At 60.8% G+C, this 20,435-nt stretch carries 18 protein-coding genes; 2 read left to right on the forward strand and 16 right to left on the reverse strand.

Features of this window, described 5'->3' with window-relative positions; translation table 11 throughout:
- Nucleotides 1-33: 33 nt before the first annotated feature.
- Nucleotides 34-1,836: a lipid A export permease/ATP-binding protein MsbA gene (gene msbA, locus AC07N4_RS19880; RefSeq protein WP_102620153.1), complete on the reverse strand. Its 1,803-nt coding sequence runs from the start codon at nt 1,834-1,836 to the stop codon at nt 34-36.
- Nucleotides 1,837-1,990: 154 nt separating this feature from the next.
- On the opposite strand from msbA, the gene AC07N4_RS19885 reads away from it, so the two are divergent.
- Nucleotides 1,991-3,856: a bifunctional O-antigen ligase/aminoglycoside phosphotransferase family protein gene (locus AC07N4_RS19885; protein ID WP_102620154.1), complete on the forward strand. Its 1,866-nt coding sequence runs from the start codon at nt 1,991-1,993 to the stop codon at nt 3,854-3,856.
- A gap of 2 nt (nt 3,857-3,858) precedes the next feature.
- Entirely contained in the window at nt 3,859-5,079 is a 1,221-nt protein-coding gene (locus AC07N4_RS19890; RefSeq protein WP_102620155.1) for an acyltransferase family protein, read from the forward strand.
- A 4-nt stretch (nt 5,080-5,083) separates the two neighbouring features.
- Here AC07N4_RS19890 and AC07N4_RS19895 read toward each other — a convergent pair whose 3' ends face one another.
- From AC07N4_RS19895 to waaC, 15 genes are all read right to left on the reverse strand, one after another.
- Complete coding sequence (locus tag AC07N4_RS19895) at nt 5,084-5,713, reverse strand: CatB-related O-acetyltransferase (RefSeq protein WP_493065820.1); 630 nt, start codon at nt 5,711-5,713, stop codon at nt 5,084-5,086.
- 3 nt (nt 5,714-5,716) lie between these two features.
- Nucleotides 5,717-6,601, reverse strand: coding sequence for a glycosyltransferase (locus tag AC07N4_RS19900; protein ID WP_096819955.1), 885 nt, complete (start codon nt 6,599-6,601; stop codon nt 5,717-5,719).
- A 14-nt stretch (nt 6,602-6,615) separates the two neighbouring features.
- Nucleotides 6,616-7,770 carry a glycosyltransferase gene (locus tag AC07N4_RS19905; protein WP_493065821.1) on the reverse strand — a complete coding sequence of 385 codons (1,155 nt, stop codon included), beginning with the start codon at nt 7,768-7,770 and terminating at the stop codon, nt 6,616-6,618.
- Nucleotides 7,767-9,212 carry a PIG-L family deacetylase gene (locus AC07N4_RS19910; protein WP_493065822.1) on the reverse strand — a complete coding sequence of 482 codons (1,446 nt, stop codon included), beginning with the start codon at nt 9,210-9,212 and terminating at the stop codon, nt 7,767-7,769. Before AC07N4_RS19910 ends, AC07N4_RS19905 begins: the two co-directional genes overlap by 4 nt.
- Nucleotides 9,213-9,220: 8 nt before the next feature.
- Nucleotides 9,221-10,117, reverse strand: coding sequence for an antimicrobial resistance protein Mig-14 (locus AC07N4_RS19915; RefSeq protein WP_096819862.1), 897 nt, complete (start codon nt 10,115-10,117; stop codon nt 9,221-9,223).
- Entirely contained in the window at nt 10,117-11,247 is a 1,131-nt protein-coding gene (locus tag AC07N4_RS19920; protein ID WP_096819863.1) for a glycosyltransferase, read from the reverse strand. The genes AC07N4_RS19915 and AC07N4_RS19920 overlap by 1 nt, the downstream gene beginning before the upstream one ends.
- The gene (locus AC07N4_RS19925; RefSeq protein WP_007952261.1) at nt 11,231-12,988 is read right to left on the reverse strand and encodes a carbamoyltransferase family protein; all 1,758 of its coding nucleotides are present in this window, start codon (nt 12,986-12,988) and stop codon (nt 11,231-11,233) included. Before AC07N4_RS19925 ends, AC07N4_RS19920 begins: the two co-directional genes overlap by 17 nt.
- 225 nt (nt 12,989-13,213) lie before the next feature.
- On the reverse strand, nt 13,214-14,005 hold the full coding sequence (locus AC07N4_RS19930; protein ID WP_493065823.1) for a DUF3800 domain-containing protein: 792 nt from the start codon (nt 14,003-14,005) through the stop codon (nt 13,214-13,216).
- 5 nt (nt 14,006-14,010) lie between these two features.
- The gene (locus AC07N4_RS19935; RefSeq protein ID WP_493065824.1) at nt 14,011-14,346 is read right to left on the reverse strand and encodes a YceK/YidQ family lipoprotein; all 336 of its coding nucleotides are present in this window, start codon (nt 14,344-14,346) and stop codon (nt 14,011-14,013) included.
- A 159-nt stretch (nt 14,347-14,505) separates the two neighbouring features.
- On the reverse strand, nt 14,506-15,957 hold the full coding sequence (locus AC07N4_RS19940; protein ID WP_493065825.1) for a lipopolysaccharide kinase InaA family protein: 1,452 nt from the start codon (nt 15,955-15,957) through the stop codon (nt 14,506-14,508).
- Nucleotides 15,957-16,709 (reverse strand): lipopolysaccharide kinase InaA family protein, encoded by a 753-nt coding sequence (locus AC07N4_RS19945; protein ID WP_493065826.1) that lies wholly within the window; start codon nt 16,707-16,709, stop codon nt 15,957-15,959. Before AC07N4_RS19945 ends, AC07N4_RS19940 begins: the two co-directional genes overlap by 1 nt.
- Nucleotides 16,706-17,440, reverse strand: coding sequence for a lipopolysaccharide kinase InaA family protein (locus AC07N4_RS19950; RefSeq protein WP_493065827.1), 735 nt, complete (start codon nt 17,438-17,440; stop codon nt 16,706-16,708). Before AC07N4_RS19950 ends, AC07N4_RS19945 begins: the two co-directional genes overlap by 4 nt.
- Entirely contained in the window at nt 17,440-18,246 is an 807-nt protein-coding gene (rfaP, locus tag AC07N4_RS19955) for a lipopolysaccharide core heptose(I) kinase RfaP (RefSeq protein ID WP_096819869.1), read from the reverse strand. Before rfaP ends, AC07N4_RS19950 begins: the two co-directional genes overlap by 1 nt.
- The gene (locus tag AC07N4_RS19960) at nt 18,247-19,374 is read right to left on the reverse strand and encodes a glycosyltransferase family 4 protein (RefSeq protein WP_493065828.1); all 1,128 of its coding nucleotides are present in this window, start codon (nt 19,372-19,374) and stop codon (nt 18,247-18,249) included.
- On the reverse strand, nt 19,374-20,435 hold the full coding sequence (waaC, locus tag AC07N4_RS19965) for a lipopolysaccharide heptosyltransferase I (protein ID WP_085711109.1): 1,062 nt from the start codon (nt 20,433-20,435) through the stop codon (nt 19,374-19,376). The genes AC07N4_RS19960 and waaC overlap by 1 nt, the downstream gene beginning before the upstream one ends.

The raw sequence follows: 20,435 nt of genomic DNA on the forward strand, positions 1-20,435 counted from the left end.
GCGCATTGCGCGCCCGACCTTCACAAGGCTGGATCAGGCGATGTCTTCGGCCGGCGCATCGAGGCCCATGGCGTTCAGACGCGCGTAGTAGCCGTTCTGCGCCAGCAGGTCGCCGTGAGTCCCGCGCTCGACGATCCGGCCCTGATCCATGACCAGAATCAGATCGGCCTTCTCGATAGTCGACAGACGGTGAGCGATCACCAGCGTGGTGCGGCCTTTCATCACCTGGTCCAGAGCCGCCTGAATGTGCCGCTCGGATTCGGTGTCGAGAGCCGAGGTGGCCTCGTCGAGGATCAGCAGCGGCGCGTTCTTGAGCAAGGCACGGGCAATCGCCAGGCGCTGGCGCTGACCGCCGGAAAGCAGCACGCCGTTCTCGCCGACCTGGGTGTCCAGGCCTTCCGGCAGTTGCGCGATGAAATCCATCGCGTACGCATCACGCGCCGCTTTCTCGATGTCTTCACGCGGTGCCCCGGCCAGGTCGCCATAGGCAATGTTGTTGGCCACGGTGTCGCTGAACAGCGTGACGTGCTGGGTCACCTGGGCGATGTGGCGGCGCAGGTTGAGCAACTTGTACTGCTCGACTTCCACGCCATCGATCAGGATTTCACCCTTGTCGTGGTGATAGAAGCGCGGGATCAGGTTGGCCAGCGTCGACTTGCCGCTGCCGGAGCGCCCCACCAGCGCCACCATCTGCCCCGGCTCGACCGAGAAGCTGATGTTGTCGAGTACCTGACGTTCGGTCCCCGGGTAGGTGAAGCTCAGGTTACGCACATCGAGACGACCGCTGACCGCATCGCGCTCGATCGTGCCGGTATCGATTTCCGGCTCGACGTCCAACTGCTCGAAAATGCTTTCGGCACCGGCAACGCCCTTCTGGATGGTCGAGCTGACTTCGGACAACTGGCGAATCGGCTTTGGCAGCAAGCCGGCCAGGGTGATGTAGGCCACCATGTCACCCGCCGAAGCGTCACCGCGCAGGAACAGCACCAGGAACATCAACACCGCCATGGCGCTGTAGATCACCAGTTGCAGCATCGGCGTGTAGATCGCGCCGGTGCGGGTCATGCGCAGTTGTTTGTCGGTATTGCTCTGACTGGCGTTGAGGAAGCGTTTTTCTTCGTAGGTTTCGCCGCCGAAGCTGCGCACCACGCGATAACCCTGGATGGTTTCCGAGGCCACGTGTGTCACGTCGCCCATGGCCGCCTGGATCTTCTTGCTCTGCTTGCGGAATTTCTTGCTCGCGGTACGCACCATCACGGCGATCAGCGGCAGGATGGCGACCATCACCAGCGTCAGCTTCCAGTTCATGAACAACAGGGAGGCGAACAGGAAGATCACCGTCATGCCTTCACGGATTACGACCTTGATCGCATCTGTTGCCGCCCCCGTGACCATGGTCACGTTGAAGGTGATACGCGAAATCAGATGGCCGGAGTTATGCTTGTCGAAATACCGGTTCGGCAGCACCAGCAGGTTGTTGAACAGCTGCACCCGCAGATCGTGCACCAGGCCCAGGGAGACCTTGGCCAGGAAGTAGTTGCCCAGATAGGATCCCAGGCCCTGCCACGCAGCGATCAGGATGATCAGCAGCGGTACGGCCTGCAACAGTTGCAGATCGCGCAGGTACGGCACGGTGGGAAACAGCACTGCCTCGGGATTGGACAGACCGTCGACGAAATACTTGAGAATGTAACCGAGCATCGGCTGGGTCGATGCGAAAATCAGAAAACCGACGATGCTGATCAGGAACAGACTGATATACGGCCGGACGTAGCCGAGCAGGCGGAAGTAGATTTTCAAGCTCGAAGGGCTTGCGGCGAGACTGGAGTCGGTCATATCACGCGAGAGTCGATAAAAAGGACGCTGACTTTAGCACAGCTTCTTCAGGGTTCTGGCAATCGGGCAAAGGCTGTTATTGTTAGGCATCTTTTTCAGCATCAAATAGCCATCAATGAAATGGCCGATCAACTTCAGGATTGAATCTCACAGCATGCAACTTCGCGGCTTCAGCAGTACGTCCAATCGAATCTTCGATTTCATCAGCCTGTGGATACTTCCCGTCGGCTTCTTCCTGCTCTTGTGCGCGCTGTTCTTCCTGCCGGGTCGCAGCCTGCATCACAAACTGTTTTATGGTCTGTTCAGCATTCCTGCACTGATCGCCCTGTGCCTGCGCCCGCGGGAGTTGAAAGAGCTGCTGGGCGAACCGGTGGTTCTTGCGGTGCTTGCGTTCATCGCCTGGGCGTTGCTCAGTCTGTGCTGGGGTCCGCCCGATGGCGAATCGTTCGGCGGCATGCTCAAACCCCCGCTGCATACCTTGCTGCTGTTCGTCGGTTGCTACCTGGTGGTGCGCTACCGCAGTGACATTATTTCGCCGATGCTGTTCGTCGCGGCCGTGGTTGCCTTGATCGCCACGATCTGTTTCCTGATCCCCTTCATCCATCATTACCAGCCAGGTGCGCGTCTGGTCGGCGGCGGGGCGTTCGACAACCCGCTGCTCAGCTCCCATCTGTTCGGTTTTTTCTGTGCCTACTGGCTCAGCGTCAGCATGTCCTGCAAACATGGCCGCCTGCTCTGGCTCAGCCTGCCGGCGATGCTGATCATGTTCGCGGCGGTGATCTCGACCGGTTCCAGAACGCCGCTGGTCGCCTTGACCATGGCGGCCTTGTGGCTGGCCTTCATCTGCTGGAACCGGCGTTCGCTGGTGATGCTGGGGTCGCTGGCGGCCGTCGGCATCGCCGTGGTCGCCCTGTTCTCGAAGATGATCACCGAGCGCGGCGACTCCTATCGTTTCGAAATCTGGCAGATTGCCCTGCAAAAAATTGCCGATCACCCCTGGATCGGTCATGGCTACAACGCCGATCTGGCGATTGACCCGGGCGTTGGCTACAGCTTTCAGGAACCGCACAGCTTTGTCCTCGGCGTGCTTTATTACGTCGGCATCCTGGGCCTGCTGCCGTGGCTGTTCTTCCAGGGCTGGAGCTTGCTGAGCAGTTGGCGTCAACGCGTACAACCCTTGCTGATCATCGCTTCCACCTGGCTGGTGTTCGGCATCGGCGCCGGGCTGACAGAAGGTGGCGGCATCATTTCGCGCCCCAAGGAGCACTGGTTCCTGCTGTGGATTCCGCTGGCGCTGATTGCTGCGATCAGCATCAATCAGCGGGCCCGACGCCTGTTGGCAATACCGGTGCAGAAACTGTCGGTCTCCGGCCTGCAACAACGCTGCGCCGATGCTCAGGTGATCGAAGAGGACGGCCTGGGTCCAAAGGTCTTGCGCCTGACCGATGGCAGCTTCCTCAAGCTGTTCCGCCGCCGCCGCTGGTACACCTCCGGCAACTTCAACCCGTACTCCGAACGCTTCGCCATCAATAGCGAACAGTTGCGCCGGATGGGCATCCCGACCCCGCAGGTGCTGAATCTGTATCGCCTGGACGATGGCAGCAGCGCGGTGCACTACGCTCCGTTGCCGGGTCACACCTTGCGTCAGGTGCTGCAGGGCATCCCAGCACCAGCGGTGCGACAGGCGCTGGTCGAGCGTTTCGGCAAGTTCATGGCCCGGCTTCATGAGCAGGGTGTCTATTTCCGCTCACTGCATCTGGGTAACGTACTGGTGCTGGAGGACGGTGAGTTCGGGCTGATCGATCTGGCCGACCTGCGCATCTATCCATCACCCTTGAGCCTTTCATTGCGCCAGCGCAATTTGCGCCACATGCAACGCTACACGGAAGACAAGCGCTGGCTGTTCGAGGATCACTTCGATGCCCTGCTCCAGGGGTATTCGGTGACGGCCTCCAAGGCTGCCGTCGACAATCTGCACCGGCAAGTGCAACAGGGAGGTCGCCCGGCTCGGGCCCACTGATCATGACGGATACAAACCCAGTCTTTGCCGCGATAGCGTATCTGCTCGCTATCGCGACGTCGGTAATGTTCCTGCGTCTGATACCCAAAGCCGCCCAGCACCTGCGTCATAGCGGCGAAAGCCGCTATAACAGCATTGACGGCTTGCGCGGCTATCTGGCTTTTGGCGTGTTCATTCATCACGCAATCATTACCTGGTTCTACCTGCGCACCGGCGTCATCGACTTTCCGCCCAGCAATCTCTACTCCCAATTGGGCCAGGCCAGTGTCGCGCTGTTTTTCATGATCACCGGTTTCCTGTTCTGGAGCCGCCTGCTCAAACAGGGTCGCGACCATGACTGGCAGGCATTTGCGGTTTCACGCGTGTTTCGGCTTTATCCGCTTTACCTGCCGCTGATGCTGATCGTGTTTGTCACCGTCTTCCACCTGCAAGGCTGGGAGCTGAAAGACTCCGGCACGCAGCTGGCCGGGCAGATACTGGCCTGGCTGACGTTCGACCGCCCCGACATCAATCAGTACCCCCATAGCGGCATGTTGATTTCCAACGTAACCTGGACGCTGGCCTATGAGGTGTTTTTCTACCTGGCGCTGCCACTTCTGGGGCTGATATTCATCTACCGCAAGCACTGGCTGCAGGTGGTCCTGTGCCTGATCGGGATCTATGCCCTTTATCAGGTGGTCGGCTGGGAGCACTCGCTGAAAAAGCACTTTCTGGCGAGTTTCCTGGGGGGTATCGCCGCGGCTTACTGGGTGAGACGTCCCCATCTGGTGGCATGGAGCCAGACACGGTTCGCCACCTTCATTGCCCTGCTGGCCCTTGTTCTCGTGATGACGCAATACAAACGCGCCTTCAGCCTGATGCCGCTGCTGTTGCTGGGCGTGTTTTTCGTCATCGTGGCATCGGGCAACGCGCTATTTGGCGCCTTGCGCCTGCGTAGCGTCCGCTGGCTGGGAGAGATCAGCTACAGCACCTATCTGCTGCACGGCTATGTGCTCTGGATGATGGTGCAGCAACTGCCACACCTGGTTCCCTTCAATCCACAGAACCCGATCCTCTATCTGCTGTTGATGGCCGTGTGCAGTTGTCTGCTGATCGTGATCGCCAGCCTGACATTTCTGTACATCGAGAAACCGGGCATCGAAGCAGGCAGGAAGTTTCTGCAATGGTTACGTCAGAAGCAGGCGCCGAAAAAACTGGCCGACAAAGCCGTTCAGGACCACTGAGCGGCTACACCGGCTGACGTTGACGTTGACGGGCATAACTCAGGAAAGCCTCGATGTCATCGCTGCAGAGCTTGCCGACCAGCCCGCGCAGTTCGGCTTCCGGCCAATCCCACCAGGCACTCTGCAACAACTGCTGACGCTGCTCCTCGGGAAACCGCCAGCGCAGGAACTTCGCCGGATTGCCGCCCATGACCGCATAGGGTTCAACATCCCGCGTGACCAGTGCACCGGCAGCGATGATCGCGCCACTGCCGATCGTGACACCCGACAGGATTGTGCAGTTGGAGCACAGCCAGACATCGTTGCCGATTATCACGTCCCCGTGAGTACCGCTGTAATCGCAGATGCCAGCGGCCTCCGGCAGCATCGCCGGAAAGGGAAACGTGGTCACCCAGTCCGCACGGTGATGCCCGCCAAGAAAAATCTGCACACCTACGGCAATCGAACAGTAGGCACCGATCTTCAGCGTCGAGCCTTCCTTCCAGTCATGAACGATCGGCAGACCATAACTGCCCCGGCCAAAGCTGTAGTCAGGGTAAGCCCGGGCGAACCGCGCCGCGCCGCGTTCGATCTTCGGCAGCTTGCGAATCGCCCGTTTGGCGCGCTGCTCACGCCAGCGCTGAAGCCAGCCCATGGCTCAGTCCTTTTCCAGCGGTGAAAACAGCAGCCGGCCCAGACCGCGCCAGGTTTTCTTGTTCCAGGCCTTGAGCGGAATCTGTGCCAGCAGCTCCCGCGCCAGTTTGCGGTCACGGTTGGCGGTTTTCAGGAACATCGAATTGAGCGACTTGTAGCGCACCTCGTCGTACAGCGGGTGATCGCTGAACAGCGCGTAGGTGCGCAGGATGTTTTCGATCATGAAACGGTGGTTCTTGTACGAGTTCGTGGCGTGTTTGCGATAGCGCGCCATCACCACGTTCAGGCCGTCGATGAAATACCCGGCGCGGGTGACTTTCAGCTCGATGTACAGATCCTCAAGACGAATCGTCGGATCGAACCCTCCCACCTTGTCCAGCGCCTCGCGGCGGATCATCAGGGTCGGCGCCGGCGGATACGGCTTGCGCTCCAGGAACATGTCATCGAAATCCAGGCGACGGAACGGCACGTCCCGACGCTGGCGCTTTTCCGGGTAGAGGTTGCCGTCGGCGTCCATCAACTCGATGTTGCCGGCGCAGATACCCACTTCCGGCTTGCCGTCCATGTACGCGACCTGGGTGGCGATCCGGTCCGGGTACATGATGTCGTCGGAGCCGAACGGTACGATCAGGCTGCCCCTGGCCCGCGCAATCGCGCCGTTCAGCGTATTGGTCAGGCCCTGGTTCTGCTGCACACGGAAGTCGAATCCGTGCTTTTCCTGCAAGGCTTTGATGCGCTCGACGCTGTCATCCTTCGAGCCGTCGTCGACCACCAGCAGCTCAATGTTCTTGTAGCTCTGGTTGATGACGCTGAGGATGCTTTCCTCGATGTACGGTCCGTGGTTGTAGGACGCGATGATCACGGTGACGATGGGTTGTGCATCGCTCAGGGCGGTGACCTCACTCATGGCTGTTCCTTGCGGGCCTGCGCCAGGCCGGAGTCGATCAGGGTCAGGTATTCCTGACGGAAGACCTCGATGTCGTGTTGTTCCTGTAAATAGCGATAGGCCTGCTCGCCCTTGGCCTTGAGCTCGTCATCCGACAGCCCGAGGTAAGCATCCAGTGCAGTGACCAGGCTCGTCACGTCCTTGGGGGTGATCGACAGGCCACCGGCACCTTCGATCAGCGGCAACATGGCCGGCACGTTCGACGCGATCACCGGCAGATGCCCGCTCATGCCTTCCAGCAAGGCCAGGCCCAGGCCTTCGGCCAGCGACGGCATGGTCCAGATATCGAACGCACGTACGTATTGCAGAGCGTTTTCCTTGAAGCCCAGCAGGTGCGCGCGGCCGGTCAGACCCAACTGTTCGATCTCGGCCGCCAGCGGCGCTTGCAGGCGCCCGGCACCGATGATTGCCAGTTGGGTGTTCGGGTATTTGTCTTTCAGTTGGGCGAAAGCCTGCAACAGGTAAGTGTGGCCCTTGACCGACACCAGCCGGCCCAGCGCACCGATCAGGCGCACCTTCGGGTCGATACCGAGCAGCTCACGGGCCCGCTCGCGGCTGTGCTGCAAACCTTCGGCCTGTTCGATGTCGATGGCGTTGGTGATCGCGTACGTATTCTGATCGGTGAAACCGCAATCGCAGTCCAGCAGGTATTGTTTGACCGCCGGCGACACACCGACAAAGCGCCAGTGGCGATCGATCAGACGCTGGGTCTGACGACGGCGATAGAAGCGATCGTACTCGCCAAAACCGTGGGAAATGCCGATGCACAACGGCACTTTCAACCAACGGTTGAGCGTCAGCATCATGTTCACCGGTTTGAACCGGTTGCAGATCACCACATCAAACTTTTCCCGCCGGCAGAACTTGTACAGCTGCCACATCGCCCGCAGGCGCATGCCTTTGAGGGACTTGTCGGAAAACTCGAAATACACCGAACGGTCGGCCCGGCTGACGGCTTCACCCGGCCCGGGCTTGCCGCGCAGGAATGCTGCCGTCACCTCATAACGATCCGTCGGCAAAGCCTTGACGATCTGTTCGGCGAGGTCGGCGAAATCATGGGATTTGACGTTGTAGTCGGGCTGCAGCTGCAGAACCTTTGCGCGTTGACTCATGACTCTCCCCGTTGCGAACCCGTCGCGCCTGTTTCGCTCTGCTTCAGCACCCAGAACAACTCCTGGCGCCTGACCGCTTTGCGGAAAAATTCGTTCTCGCCGTAGACCGACGGCATACGACCGGCCAGCAGTCGCTGAAACAGCCGGCGCAGACGCCGCTTGAACGGTGCCGGCGGCTGCAGGTCATGCATCATGCCCAGCGCCATGGCCTTGTCACGTTGCAGCTCGATCGGCAGCGGCAGGCACAGCGGTTGCATCGCCACGTTTGCATCGAACGTCGGCGGCAAGGCGATGCCCTGCCCGCTGTCGCCCATCGGCCAGCGATCGTTGTCGTGCAGGTGGTTGGCGTAACCGAGCAGGGTCGGTTGGTAATCGAGACCGCGCAAGGCTTCCAGTACGGCCTCCTGGGCGCAGATATGGTCGGGATGCGGATCCAGCGTCGGGTGCGGCAGCACGATCACATCCGGACGCGCACGAGACAGGACGTCACGCAGGTCGGCCAGCAGATTGTTCCAGGTCGGCGCGCCGTCGGCATCGCCGGGCAAGGCAAACGGATTCAACTGACGAAAAATTCGCGTGTCGCTCAGATCGGCTTCCCGCGAACCCACCGGTTGATTCGGCGCAGCCTGCATCGCCGCCAGTTGCAGGCAGAAATACCCGAGCTGCACGCAGTGTTCCTGCGGCACACCGGCCCAGCGCGGCACGGCGAGGCTGTCCCAGGCCCGCAAGCGGCCCTTGAGTCGCGCCGCCTCGACCTTGTTCAGGCCCATCTGCTGATAGTGTTCGGCTTCGATCTCGCCAGCGGTCAGGGTAACGATCCAGGCCTCATCGGCCTGACTGTACAAACCGTAAGCGGCCAACTCGGCATCATCGGCGTGCGGCGCGATCACCATCACCCGCTGACGGCGGTAATCCGGTTGTTCCAGCGCCCATAGCACCGGCTCGCCGGTCACCCGGCAGAAACGTCCGCGCAGGCGCAACAGGCCTTGCGACAAGGTCTGCGCCTGACCGCTGAGGTTCAGATAACGCAGGCCGTTGACGCCACGTTCGAAGGTCTGTGCATCCGGATTCGCTCCGCCCGCAAGCTCCACGCGTGGATCGAAGAAACGTCCCAGCCAGGTGTTTTTCACCCGCACGGCGAGGATCAGCGTGGCGTCGTCCACCAGCATCACGCCCTCGTCGAGGCGCAACTGCTCACCGCTCAAATGCACTTTCGGCTGCGGTGTGAACGGCGGAAAGCTGTATTGGTAGTCGTCTTTCGGCGAGTAGAACAAATGATCGGCGAACCACGCTTCGTGAGCGATCCAGCCAACCACCGCCAGCACCAGCGGCAACCACCAGGCCACCAGCACACCGAGGGCGATCAACACGATCAGCGCGATCAACAGGCCGATGCGTTTATTGCGCCGGTGACGCTTGAGCAGTTGCTGTTTGCGGCTCATGGGCTGACTCATACGGTGAAGACCGGCACAGGATTGCACCAGCGATCCTTGTATTCACGGTCGGCACGACCGAAGGAAAAGCGTAGCGGCTTGTTCAGCGCCCGGGCGTGCTCCCACGCCGATTGCGTATTGAGGAAGCTCAAGACACTGCCGGGGCTGAATTCACGGGTTTCGGGGTCGACGCCGCCGTTGATGTATTCGACGCTGATCCACTCCGGCGCTTCGACGCGATACACCAGTTGAATGGCGATCGGCGCATCGTTGAGGAAGATCACCGAACCGATCAACAGCTCGCGCAACAACTCGATGACCTCGGCCATGCGTGCCGCGCCAGTGGCCGGGAATCCCCAGCGACGCTGGAACAGGTCGCAATAAATGGCTGCCAGTTCCGCACTCGTGAACTCGCTGACCGGCCGTACGACACCGCCCGCCTCTTCAAGCAGGCGCAACTCACGACGCTGGTTGTAGCGAAACTTCTTCGACAGTTCTTCCGGGGTGCGGGCCATGGCCAGTTGTTCGGTCTGCAACTTGAGACCGCTGAAGCGGTTTTCATTGAGCGCCGACAGGTAGCGCCCGCGATGGCGCAGCGGGGCCTGGGCATCGACGGCGGCCGGCAGGATCAGCTCGGCGTTGCCGAGGTCGAACAGGCCTTTCTTGCCGTTGCGCTTGAGCACGTCCTTGGACAAGGCCAGATCGCGGCCCCAGGTCGGGATCGCCGCTTTGACTTCGCCCTGCTGCTCCCAGGCCAGATAGCGCACCGGGATGCCGGCCAGATCCGCCAGACGCTCGACGACCAGCGGATGAGTCGCGACGCTGCCGCCAAAACGCTGCCAGGCCTGTGCATAAGTTGAGGCGTCAACGGGCGACCAGCCACGTTCGCGCCAGCCTTGAAATCGGTTGAGCATCAGCCCCTCGGTGCCAGATCGGTAACTTGCGGCAAATGCCAGAAGGTGTCGCGTACGGCGCGGTCGGAGAAGCGCTCGCGCAGGCGATCGAACATCATCTCGGCGCATTGACGGCGTTGCTGCTCGTCCATGCCGGCCAGATGTTTCAGGCCCTGGGCCAGATGTTCGGCATCACCCAGCGGGAACAGAATGCCCACGCCTTCGACCACTTCCTTCGCCCCGCCGCACGCAGTCGCCAACAACGGCACGCCAGCGGCCATGGCCTCCAGCAGCACCATGCCGAACGGTTCGTGGTCGGAACTCAGGGCAAACACATCGAATGCACGGAAATAATTGCGCGCGTCCGGCACCTGACCGAGAAACAGCACGCGATCACCGACGCCCAGTTCGCGGGCCAGCGCCTTCAGATCATCCTCAAGACGCCCCTTGCCGAGAATCACCAGTTGGCTGTTGGCCGGCAGACCCGGCAGCGCCGCGGCAAAACCGTGCAGCAGCGTGGCCTGATCCTTGTCCGGGTGCAGGCGACCGACGTTGCCGACAATGAACGCATCCGCTGAAAGACCGAGGGTCTCGCGGGCTTCACGGGCGGACACCTGACTCATCTGCAACGCCGAAACATCGATACGGTTGTAGAGGGTCTGGATGCGCGTCGCCGGCCATTTCGGCAGGCAGCGGCGCATGTCGTCGCGCACCGCGTCGGACACGCCGAGCAGGCTCAGGCGCTTGCGGAAAATGTGCGCGAACAGCTTGCGCGTGCCGCGTTTGTAATCGCCAAACGCGTGGTGCACGCCAATCACCGGCAGCGAAGTGCCGAGCAAGGCGATGTAGATCGGCTTGAAGCGATGGGCGATGCAGAAACTGAAATTGCGTGAAGCGGCGATCTTGCGCAGATCGCCGATGGCGCCCAGCTTCAGGCCACGAATGGCCTTGGAGCTGTATTCCATGAACAACACTTCGTCGGAGGCGCAGGCCGCAGCCACCTCGCTATCGGCCGCCCCGGTCAGAAAGACCGTGGTGACCCGATAACCGGTGCCCGCGAACAGGCTGGCGTACTGCCGCGCGCAGTCCAGGAACGGCCCGTCATAGCCGTGGCAGAACTGCAGCACATGGCGTTCAGCCGAGCGTGTCATAAGCGTTTGCGCCTTCTTTGACCACCAGGATGTCTTCCATGATCAGGTACTGCAGATCGGAGCCGAAGAACATGTTCAGGGCATCGGTCGGCGAGCAGATCATCGGTTCACCACGGCGGTTGAGCGAGGTGTTCAGGGACACGCCGTTGCCGGTCAGCACTTCAAGCGCCTTCATCATGTCGTAGTAGCGCGGGTTGTATTCGCGCTTGAGCACCTGGGCCCGGGAAGTACCGTCTTCGTGGACGACTTCCGGCACGCGGGTCTTCCACTCTTCCGCCACTTCGAAGGTGAAGGTCATGAACGGCGCCGGGTGATCGATCTTGATCATCTGCGGCGCAACGGTGTCGAGCATCGACGGGCAGAAAGGCCTCCAGCGCTCGCGGAACTTGATCTGGTGGTTGATGCGGTCAGCCACGCCAGCGACGCTCGGACAACCGATGATCGAACGACCACCCAGTGCACGCGGACCGAACTCCATGCGGCCCTGGAACCAGGCCACCGGGTTGCCATCGACCATGATTTTGGCGATCTGCTCCGGCATGTTGTCGAGCTTGCGCCAGGTCGGCTTGTTCTCGTGACGGGCGCACGCGGCGATCACGTCTTCGTTGCTGTACGACGGGCCGAGGTAGACGTGTTCCATCTTCTCGACCGGTACGCCACGGGCGTTGGACACATAGGCCGCTGCGCCGACTGCGGTGCCGGCGTCGCCGGATGCAGGCTGCACGAACAGTTCCTTGACGTCGTCGCGGGCGATGATTTTCTGGTTGAGCTTGACGTTCAACGCACAGCCACCGGCGTAAGCCAGTTTGCCGGTTTCCTTGAGCACGTCGCCCAGGTAGTAGTCGATCATCTGCAGCGCAATTTTTTCGAACAGCGCTTGAATGCTGGCGGCGTAGTGGATGTACGGCTCGTCGGCGATGTCGCCTTCGCGCTTCGGACCCAGCCACTCGATCAGCTTCGGCGAGAAGTAGTAACCCTTGCCCTTCTCTTTATAGCGACGCAGGCCGATCACGTTGGCGTAGTCGGTGTTGATCACCAGCTCGCCGTTCTCGAACGAGGCCAGGCGCGAGAAATCGTATTTGCTGGCGTCGCCGTACGGCGCCATGCCCATGACCTTGAACTCACCGTCCAGCATGTCGAAACCGAGGAACTCGGTGATCGCGCCGTACAGACCGCCGAGAGAGTCCGGATCGAAGAATTCCTTGATCTTGTGGATCTTGCCGTTTTCGCCATAACCGAAGAAGGTCGTGGCGTACTCGCCCTTGCCGTCGATGCCGAGGATCGCGGTTTTCTCTTTGAAACCCGAGCAGTGGTAGGCGCTGGAGGCGTGGGCCAGGTGGTGTTCGACCGGTTCGATCTTGATTTTCTTCGGATCGAAGCCCAGTTGCTCCAGGCACCAGACGATCTTGTTGCGATAGCGCTTGTAGCGGCGGTTACCCATCAGGATCGCGTCGAGTGCACGGTCCGGGGCGTACCAGTAACGCTTGGCGTACTGCCAGCGGGCCTTGCCGAAAATGCTGATCGGGGCGAACGGAATCGCTACCACGTCAACGTCGGACGGCTTGATGCCAGCCTGCTCCAGGCAGAACTTCGCCGATTCGTAGGGCATGCGGTTCTTTGCATGTTTATCGCGTACGAAGCGCTCTTCCTCAGCCGCCGCGACCAGCTTGCCGTCGATGTACAAGGCTGCTGAAGGATCATGGCTAAGGGCGCCGGACAGGCCAAGAATCGTCAATGCCACAGGGGTCTAGCCTCTTTAGTCTGCATTCAGGCGCGATGCGCCTTGAAAAATGATGTGCCCTCGCACCGGGCGAGAGACAGCTAAAGGGCGGGATTATAGCTTAAAAGCGCCGACAAACCTCTAGCGGAACTGGCCGGCCAGTGCGTTGACACTCGAGTAGCATCGACATAGACTCCAGCGCAAATGGACTGGGAGATCCCGGTCGGCGCTAATGCCTCGGTGAGATCATCGGGGCTTTTCGCTTTCTGGGGATGGGAAAAGCTTCAAACCCCAATTCTCGAAACCCTCTCCAACTTTGCTCCGCCCTCCGCTGCAATAGAATTTGCGCTTGAGCACGTCAAAAGCACGGTTTCCCTGACCCGCCCTCAAAAAGCTCATGCCAATGGGCCTCGCAACAAGATCGGCTAGCTGCAAGCCGGTGGAGTTCACCTGCTTGGTTGCAAAAACGATGTCAAACGGCAGTTGAATACCCCATCGATTCGCCCCACCACACATCCTGCGAAACTCCAATTCAAGCTCGTTATCCTCTCGCTTTCCTCGGCGCTCGAAAATCACGTGCGTCAGTGCCCCTTGTTGATTCTTCTCCTGCAAAAACTCATAGAGCGTTTCCAGACAAAAGCCGAGCGCGAGGTGATAAGGATTGTGTCCCGTGCCTTGTTTCTCGCGAAGGGAAGCCTTGTCTACGACGCAACTGATCAGAACGAAGTTGCTGGCTTCAATGATGCAAGTCAGCTCCTCAAGAAAAGCATTCTTGTGCTCTCTCGACATGAAGAGGCCAGAAAACGCTCCTTTTTCTTTACGAATTTCGAGCTCATGCAGACCGATCAGATCGTGTCCCATATGGGTGAACTTGAATTTCTGCAGGGCCGGAATGACCTTCTCGCAATAATGCCTTTTATGAAACGCACAAAACGCGAGCACGAAAACTGGATAGTTGGGATCCAGTGTTTGCATTCCATGATCACCGCTCTCATCGACATAAACGATGACATCGCTGTATTCACTGGTTGGGGGCAAGGTAATTACCCCCGACCTGGCCGCCAATAAACACTGATATTCCCGTCCACCGCCTGACGATAGATCGTATAAGGCAGGCAAGCCGTGTCGAAGACGCCGGACAGGGTCAGGTCGAGCAGGACGACCGGCACCAGAATGCCGGTGGGGTCGGGCGGCGCGTGCAGCAGGCAGAAGTCGTGGGCGAGGCCGCTGTAGATGCGCGGAATGGACTGGCAGTAGGTTTTCTGTTTGCGCAGGCCGCGCGTGGCGTCCTCGTCGTCCTGCAACACGGTGACGGCGGTGCCGCAGCCGGATAGCGCCAGGGAAAATGCGCCAATGGTGATAGCCGTTTTGATGGTCAAGGTTTGCCCTCCGGGAACGTCGGGGCAAACTAGCATCGGGGCTTTATGCGGGGCAGTTCATGGGTTACGGGAAGGCCGTAGGACAAGTCACAAGGATTTGTCACCACATGCCTTACCCGATTTTTATTGCAGAAACGTCTTACCGGCTTGCGAAAGAAATCACGCAGCGCCCGATGCATCCTTGGGCAAACGCTGATCAATCACCTGGTACAGCGCACTGCTCTCAGGCCAGTTGCGCATGAACCGCGCACGATCCTTGGCATAAGCCGGAGCAAAGCTGCCCGCCGAGCCGTGCTGGCACATCGAATCCAGATCGATCAGCGCCCAGCGATCCTCGTGCCAGAACAGGTTGTGGCCCTTGAAATCGCCGTGACTGATGCGCTCGGCAATCAACCGCGCAAACAACTGATCCAGCGCCTGCAACTCGGCTTCCGGCGCTTCGCCGCTTTCAACGTACGGTGCAAAACGCTCGATGATGTCCGGCCCGGCCAGGTACTCGGTGATCAGGTACGCCTTGCTGCGCAACCAAAAGAAGCGCGTTTCCAGCACCGCCAGCGGCTTCGGCGTAGCAATGCCGAGAAACGCCAGGCGATTGCCTTCGCGCCAGGAGTGCCAGGCGCGGCTCGGGCGCCAGAAGCGCTTGAGCCAATGGGCAAAGTTCTTGATGTTGTAACGCTTGATCACCAGCGGACGCCCGGCGACTTCGACCTTGCCGACGCTGGCCGCGCCGCCGGTCTTGTACAGGTGCCCCTGATCGAGCAAGGCATCGGCCTGCTCCAGCACCGGCAGCATCGCGGGTTCTTCCTCGCGACGGATCGAACGCAGGCCAAAGGCTCCGCGTCGCACGCTGAACAACGTGCATTCACGACCGACCTTGATCAGGAAATCCTTCAACCGCCAGGCGCGCACCTTGTCGATCTGTTTCTGCAAGGCCTCCAGCGGCAATGCGTGTTCGCTGTTGCTCAGCAGGTAATACACCAGCAGCTCTTCAGTGAACGGCTCGAGCGACTTGGGCAACTGGGCGAAAAACACCCCGAGGTTTTCCAGCACTTTCTGCCGGGACAACGGCTGACCGGCGTTTTCCGCACAGATACCGGCGCCATCGATCAGGTACAACTGATCGCCGTGGCGCAGCAGGTTGTCCAGGTGCAGGTCCTCCTGCCACAGGCCTTTGCCGTGCAATTGGCCAATGGCGCCGAGGGCTTCGGCCAGCACCGCCGACTGTTCGTCGGCCAGCACCGGCAAGGACTCGACCTTGTTCCAGGCATCACCGAGGCTTTCGGAACCTTCAAGGAACTCGAACAGCAGCCAGCCACCCTCGCCGTCCTTCAGGCCATCGGCCAGCAGTAACGGTGTGGTCATGCCTTGGGCGGCGAGCAGTTTCACCCCTTCCAGTTCACGCTGAAAATGCCGTGCAGCCTTGCTGCCAACCAGCAATTTGGCCAACACCGGACGCCCGCGCCACACGCCGGCACCGACATAGCGCTGCCCCGGCAACACCCGCAACAGGCTGAGCAACTGCAAATCGGCGGCACCCGCCGCATCGGCCAACGAAACCGTCAGCGGCAAGCTCGGTGTACGCCCGGCGTTTTTCAGGTCGGACAACTGCATCAGCGCGTCTCCTTGCGACTGCGCCGCGCGGTCAGCCGCGTGACCCAGCTATCGACCAGTGAACTGTCGACCGACTGATCGAGATACGCCGCCAGCAACTCGCGCAACTGGGCATCACTCCACTCCGGAGCGCGACGCAGCAGCGGCTCAAGGTCCTTGACCCGATCACGCTGGCCGAACAGCAGGGGCCGGGTCTTTTCCAGGTCGATCAGTTGCGCCTGATACCCGGCACCCTCGGCACGCAGGAAAATGTGCTTGGGATAGAAGCAGCCGTGCACCTGACGTACACCGTGCAGGCGCCGCGCCAGCTGGCCGCAGGCCTTGAGAATCGCCGAATGCTGCGTGACTTCCAGGCTAGACCAGCGCTGCAGCAACGAATCCAGATCATCCCAACCGTCGAGGGCTCGGGTCAGCAGGATCGCGCGCACTTCGCCGTTGACTTTGCGCTGGCCGAAAAACGCCGCTTGCAGCGCCGGAATGCCGAGCTGGTTGTAACGGCTGATGTTGCGAAACTCCCGGGCGAACGTCGGCTCGCCAAACGGCGCGTGCAGGGTGCGGGTCAGGTAGTTGCTCTGACGCTTGAGGTAGTAACCGTGGCCTTCGAGTTCGAGCCGGAACACACTGCTCCAGCCGCCGCCGTCGGTGTTCGGTTCATCCACCGCATCGAGTTGCTTGTCCCACAACGCGTCGAACGTGCCGAGGCCGTGGCGCTCCAGTAGCGTACGGTCTTCAGCGGCCAGAAAATCAGTCATTCGCGTCCCTCGAAAAATCTCACCACGTGGCGAATCCGTTTCTTGTCGGCGGCATTGAGCCGGTCACGCTGGCGGTATTGCAGGTAGAAGCGCAGGCGCTGGGTGTTCGACAGGTGATATTTGGCAACCTTGTCGAGACAGGCCAGGTCCTTGGTAATCCGGTATTTGAGCCAGAAACCGCGCCAGAAATCGCCGTTCGGGCAGTCGATCAGAAACAGCCGCGCCTGATCGTCGATCAGCAGGTTGCGCCACTTCAGATCGTTATGGGTGAAGCGATGGTCGTGCATTGTCCGGGTGTAAACGGCCAACTGCCGACTGATGCCGTCAACCCAGCTATGATTCTTCAGCTTGGGGTCGTTGCGCTCGGCCAGTGCCGAGAGATCCTCGGTACGCGGCAGTTCGCGGGTGATCATCGCCCCGCGATCGTAGGCCATGCCATTGCGCTCCAGGCCCCAGGCCACCACTTCGGCGGTGGGAATGCCCCACTTGGCGAAACGCTTGAGGTTCTGCCACTCCATCTTCACCCGCGGCTTGCCGAGGTAACGGCGCAAGCCCTTGCCGGCGCCGACGTAGCGTTTGACGTAGTAATTGACACCGTTGCGCTGCACGCGGATGACTTCGGACAGCGGGTCGCGGGTCAGACGCTCGCCTTCAAGCGCGAATACCGCTTCAAGGCTGCCAAAATCCGCTGCGAGGTCGCTGTACTCGGGTTCAAGATTCCAACCCGCCATCAGAGCGCATCCCCGTAGCGCAACTTGCGCTCGTAGAGTTTGTTGGCCTTGCCTTCGAGCCAGCTCAGCAACGGCGCTTCTTCCGCCAGGATCTGGCGCAGCGGTTGCTGGAAGTAACCCTTGAGAAAGCGCAGCTTGTCGCGACGGGTCAGGCCGATGTCCAGCGCGGAGAAATACAGCGCCGCCAGATCCTTGTTGCGCCAGCGCTGAGTGATCGCCGGGCGAGTCTGGGCCCGGTGCAGGTCGATCACCGAGAGTTTGAAATCTTCCGGGGTGACCGGTTTGTCGGTGTGCAGCAGGAAGTGGCAGATGTAGCAGTCGCGGTGGTTGACCCCCGCGCGGTGCATCATCCCCGTCATGCGTGCAACTTCGGCGATCAGCGCGCGCTTGAGCTTTGGCTGCGGCGGCTGCTTGACCCAGTCGATGCTGAAGTCTTCGAGGCTGATGGTCGGCGCCAGTTCTTCGGTGACGATGAACGAATGCTGGTCCGCCGGGTTGCTGCCCTTCTCGCCGTACGCGACGGCGGTCATGGTCGGCACACCGACTTCCTGCAGACGCTGGATAGCCTTCCATTCCTGGCCCGCGCCAAGCACCGGCAACTTGGCAGTCAGCAGGTTCTTGAAAATCTCGCCCCAGCCGATGCCTCGGTGGATCTTGACGAAAAATCCGTTGCCGTCGACTTCCGTGCGCAAAGTCCTGCGGGCTTCCAGCTCGCGGTACACCTCGCCCTGCAAGCCCTCGACTTCCGCGAACGCATCGCGGCCGGCCCAGAGGCTCTTGAACGGTTCAGCCAGCATCAACTTCATTTATGCGTGCTCCGCCAGAATCACATCGGCCGCGTGCTGCGGCATGCTGTAGAGGTCGGCCGTCTCGGCGAAAGCCAGACCGTTGCGGCTCCAGGCCGCCCGTGCAGCGTCGTCGTTCAACATGTCAGTCAGGTATTGCGTCAGTTGCGCCTGATCGAACGGCTCGTCCAGCACGCGCCCGGCATCGGCCTCGGCCTCGGCAATGTAATGGGCGTAGCCGCAGACCGCGCTGACCAGCACCGGCAACCCGGCGACCAGCGCTTCAAGCAATACCGTACCGGTGTTCTCGTTGTACGCCGGGTGGATCAACAGATCGGCGCCGAGCAGGAAACGCGGGATATCGCTGCGCCCCTTGAGGAACGTCACGTTGTCGCCCAGACCCAATGTTGCACTCTGCATCTGGAACAATTTGGGGTCATCCTGGCCGATTACAAACAGCCGGGTGCGTTTCTTCAGTTCGGCGGGCAATGCGGCCAGCGCCTTCAGGCTGCGATCGACGCCCTTGGTCTTGAACCCGGAGCCGATCTGCACCAGCAACAGTTCGTCGTCCTTGAGGTTGAATTCGGCGCGGAAACCGGCGCGAATTTCGTCGGCATCCGCCGGACGCCGACGATCCTGGGCGATGCCCGGCGGCAGCAGGTGGAAGCGCTCGAGCGGCGTGTCGTAATGCTTGATGAACAGCGGCTGCTGCACTTCGGAGATCATCAACACTTCAGTCTTCGCGTCTTTGGCGAACACCGCGCGCTCGTACTCGGCGAAGTGGCGATAGCGCCCCCAACGGCGATACAGCGAATTGCGCAGGTTCTGCGCCTTGTCCTCGAAGCAGCCGTCGGCGGCGTAGTAGACGTCCAGCCCCGGCATCTTGTTGAAGCCGATCAGGCGATCCACCGGGCGCTTGGCCAGGTCCGCTTCCATCCACGCGCTGAGTTTCTCGTTGCGGCGATGGTTGAAGAACGCCTTGACCGGCGCCACCAGCACTTCGAAACCGGGCGGCACGTCGCCTTCCCAGATCAGGGTGTAGACGCGAATCTTGTGGCCACGCTTCTGGCATTCGAGGGCGATGCGCATGAAGTCGCGCTGCAAACCACCGAACGGGAAATACTTGTAAAGGACAAATGCCAATTGCATCAACGCAGCTCCTCAGCCATCAACAACGTGCTCAGTCGGCTGGCGACACGCTCGGGATTCAGACGCGTGAAGCACAAAGGCAACTCGCGTTTCAGGTCAAACTGACGGGCATCCTGCGCGGTCGGTTGATACGTACATTTCTTTTGCAGGCACGGCGCGCACGGGAAATCGCTGCCGAGGTGAATCTGCAGCTTGCCGTAGGCGCCGGTCAGGCCCGGATTGGTCGGGCCGAACAGCGAAATCGTCGGCACATCCAGTGCCGCAGCGAGATGGCCGAGACCGGTGTCCACCGCGACACAGGCCTGGGCGCCGGCCAGCACCTTGCCGACCCCGGCCAGGTTGAGCTTCGGCAGCACTTCGGCATGCTTGAAGCCGGCAGCGATGCGCTCGGCACGGGCCTTCTCCAGCGGGTTGCCCCACGGCAGCTTGATCCCCACGCCGAGGTAGCCGACCCGCTCGGTCAGCTCACGCCAATAGCTTTCCGGCCAGTGTTTGGTGTCCCAGGTGGTGCCGTGCAAAAACACCACGTAAGCATTCTTGCGTGGCAGCTCGACCAGACGCTCGACGTTGAGACCGTAATCACCGAGGCCTTTGGGCAAGTCGTAGCCCAAGGCGATAGCGAACAACTGACGCACGCGCTCAACGGCGTGCTGACCACGGGCCACCGCCAGTTTGCGGTCATAAAAGCGCGCAGCGATCGGCTCGCGGGCCGAGCCCTTGTCGAGACCGGCCACCGGGGCTTTGACGTAGCGAGTCAGCCAGGCGCTTTTCAGCAGGCCTTGAGCATCGATCACCAGGTCATATTTGTTCGCCCGAACGGATTGCTTGAAGCGCTTCCACTCGCCGCTGGTGATGGTTTTCCAGAGATTCTTGCGCCAGCGGCGAATCGCCACCGGAATCACCTTGCCCACGGCCGGGTGCCAGGTCGGGATTTCGGCAAAGCCTTCTTCCACCACCCAGTCGAATTTGATCCCGGGAATCGCCCGGGCGGCGTCGGTCAGCGCCGGCAACGCATGAATCACGTCGCCCAGCGATGAAGTCTTGATCAGCAATACCCGCAA

Source organism: Pseudomonas sp. GW821-FHT09E04 (assembly GCF_059416185.1).

What these genes read in the sequence shown, in the direction of transcription:
- msbA (WP_102620153.1), bottom strand. Translation starts at nt 1,836, where the DNA reads ATGACCGACTCCAGTCTCGCCGCAAGCCCTTCGAGCTTGAAAATCTAC.
- AC07N4_RS19885 (WP_102620154.1), top strand. Translation starts at nt 1,991, where the DNA reads ATGCAACTTCGCGGCTTCAGCAGTACGTCCAATCGAATCTTCGATTTC.
- AC07N4_RS19890 (WP_102620155.1), top strand. Translation starts at nt 3,859, where the DNA reads ATGACGGATACAAACCCAGTCTTTGCCGCGATAGCGTATCTGCTCGCT.
- AC07N4_RS19895 (WP_493065820.1), bottom strand. Translation starts at nt 5,713, where the DNA reads ATGGGCTGGCTTCAGCGCTGGCGTGAGCAGCGCGCCAAACGGGCGATT.
- AC07N4_RS19905 (WP_493065821.1), bottom strand. Translation starts at nt 7,770, where the DNA reads ATGAGTCAACGCGCAAAGGTTCTGCAGCTGCAGCCCGACTACAACGTC.
- AC07N4_RS19910 (WP_493065822.1), bottom strand. Translation starts at nt 9,212, where the DNA reads ATGAGCCGCAAACAGCAACTGCTCAAGCGTCACCGGCGCAATAAACGC.
- AC07N4_RS19915 (WP_096819862.1), bottom strand. Translation starts at nt 10,117, where the DNA reads ATGCTCAACCGATTTCAAGGCTGGCGCGAACGTGGCTGGTCGCCCGTT.
- AC07N4_RS19920 (WP_096819863.1), bottom strand. Translation starts at nt 11,247, where the DNA reads ATGACACGCTCGGCTGAACGCCATGTGCTGCAGTTCTGCCACGGCTAT.
- AC07N4_RS19940 (WP_493065825.1), bottom strand. Translation starts at nt 15,957, where the DNA reads ATGCAGTTGTCCGACCTGAAAAACGCCGGGCGTACACCGAGCTTGCCG.
- AC07N4_RS19945 (WP_493065826.1), bottom strand. Translation starts at nt 16,709, where the DNA reads ATGACTGATTTTCTGGCCGCTGAAGACCGTACGCTACTGGAGCGCCAC.
- AC07N4_RS19950 (WP_493065827.1), bottom strand. Translation starts at nt 17,440, where the DNA reads ATGGCGGGTTGGAATCTTGAACCCGAGTACAGCGACCTCGCAGCGGAT.
- rfaP (WP_096819869.1), bottom strand. Translation starts at nt 18,246, where the DNA reads ATGAAGTTGATGCTGGCTGAACCGTTCAAGAGCCTCTGGGCCGGCCGC.
- AC07N4_RS19960 (WP_493065828.1), bottom strand. Translation starts at nt 19,374, where the DNA reads ATGCAATTGGCATTTGTCCTTTACAAGTATTTCCCGTTCGGTGGTTTG.